General features: G+C 59.8%; 2 protein-coding genes. Both read left to right on the top strand.

Annotation, left to right across the window (positions count from 1 at the left end; all coding sequences use genetic code 11):
- Window positions 1–148: 148 nt before the first annotated feature.
- A complete protein-coding gene (locus B3187_RS01325; RefSeq protein WP_286804292.1) occupies window positions 149–1477 on the top strand; it encodes a UDP-glucose dehydrogenase family protein in 1329 nt (442 codons plus the stop codon).
- Window positions 1478–1828: 351 nt separating this feature from the next.
- Window positions 1829–1961 (top strand): transcription termination/antitermination NusG family protein (locus B3187_RS17500; RefSeq protein ID WP_414673663.1); only part of this gene is annotated, 133 nt, incomplete at its 3' end.

Below are 1961 nucleotides of genomic sequence, written 5' to 3'. Positions count from 1 at the left end.
GTAGGGCGGATAAGCCGAAGGCGCATCCGCCGTTACCAAACCCCGCCGCATCCACCGCATCCAAACCCACACATAGAAATACCCACCCAACCCCGTTATCATACGCCCCAACGAAATCCACTCTCTTTATGAAAGGGACCTTACCCGCATGAAAGTTACCGTATTTGGCACCGGCTACGTCGGTCTGGTGCAAGGCGCCATCCTCTCCGAAGTCGGCCATGACGTGGTCTGCGTTGATGTAGACGCCAAAAAGGTCGAGCGCCTTAAAAACGGTGAAATCCCGATTTACGAACCCGGCCTGGAGCCGCTGGTGACTGAAAACTACGCCGCTGGCCGCCTGCATTTCACCACCGACGCGGCCGAGGCCGTCAAACACGGTGACCTGCAATTCATCGCCGTGGGTACTCCGCCGGACGAGGACGGCTCCGCCGACCTCAAATACGTGCTGGCCGTGGCCGAGACCATTGCCACCCACATGGAAAAGCGCCAGGTCATTATCGACAAGTCCACCGTGCCCGTGGGCACCGCCGACAAGGTAAAAGCCAAAGTCGCGGAAACCCTGGAAAAGCGCGGCCGCACCGACCTCGAGTTCGCCGTGGTGTCCAACCCCGAATTCCTGAAAGAAGGCTCTGCGGTGGCCGACTGCATGAAGCCGGACCGTATTATCATCGGCACCGATGACGACTACGCCGAGGAAATCATGCGCGAGCTGTACGCGCCGTTCAACCGCAACCATGACAAGGTCATGATCATGGACGTGCGCAGTGCTGAGCTGACCAAATACGCCGCCAACTGCATGCTAGCCACCAAAATCAGCTTTATCAACGAAATTGCCAACCTGGCCGAATTGCTGGGTGCGGATATCGAAGCCGTGCGGCAGGGCATCGGCAGCGACCCGCGCATCGGCTACCAGTTTATCTACCCCGGCGTGGGCTACGGCGGCTCCTGCTTCCCGAAAGACGTCCAGGCCCTGATTCGCACCGCGGACGACATCAACTTTGACGCCAAAGTACTCAAGTCGGTAGAAGCGCGTAACAACGAACAGAAAACCACCCTGTTCCAGAAAATCAACAAACACTACGGCGGCGACCTGAAGGGCAAAACCTTCGCCGTCTGGGGCCTGTCGTTCAAGCCCAACACCGACGACATGCGCGAAGCCCCGGCCCGGGTGCTGATGGAAGCCCTCTGGGCCGCCGGCGCGACGGTGCAGGCTTATGATCCGGAAGCGATGGAAGAAACCCAGCGTATCTACGGCACCCGTGACGACCTGAGCCTGTGCGGCACCAAAGAAAGCACCCTCAAGGGCGCCGACGCCCTGGTGATAGTCACCGAATGGCAGGCCTTCCGCGCCCCGGATTTCGATCTGATCAAACAGCAACTGGCCCAGCCGTTGGTGTTCGACGGTCGTAACCTGTTTGATCCGAAGCGGATGGTCAAAAAAGGGTTTACGTACTACTCCGTGGGCCGGCCATCGTAAAGTCCGGCAACGGCGGATGCGGTTTATACCGCTGCGCTCGGCCCCTACGGAAACCGTGGCAGTAATGGCCGGCAACGGCGGACGCGGTTTATACCGCTGCGCTCGGCCCCTACGCAAACCACGCCAATAACGACCGGCAACGGCGGATGCGCCTTCGGCTTATCCGCCCTACGCAAACCACGGCATAATGGCCGGCAACGGCGGATGGCACGGAAGCTCGCGTAGGGCGGATAAGCGCGAAGCGCGCATCCGCCGTAACCCAACCCGACGCATCCGCCGAAACCAAATTCTGCGGATTCGCCAAACGATTGCCAACAACCCGGCGCGCAGAACGTGCCCGATGAAGATGTTATGACCCAACCCCAATGGTACCTGGTGCAATGCAAACCGCGGCATGCGTTTCGGGCCGAGGAGCACCTCGCCAACCAGGGCTTTGACTGCTTTCTTCCTTCGCACCGGGTCAAACGCAAACACCGCGACAAAT

Origin of the sequence: Marinimicrobium sp. UBA4209 (genome assembly GCF_002381585.1) — a bacterium.
Lineage (GTDB): Bacteria > Pseudomonadota > Gammaproteobacteria > Pseudomonadales > Cellvibrionaceae > Marinimicrobium > Marinimicrobium koreense.
The sequence above is the reverse complement of the archived record's forward strand: the minus strand, read 5'-3'. Positions and strand labels throughout refer to the sequence as shown.

Coding starts and splice junctions, on each gene's coding strand:
- B3187_RS01325 (WP_286804292.1), top strand. CDS start 149: ATGAAAGTTACCGTATTTGGCACCGGCTACGTCGGTCTGGTGCAAGGC.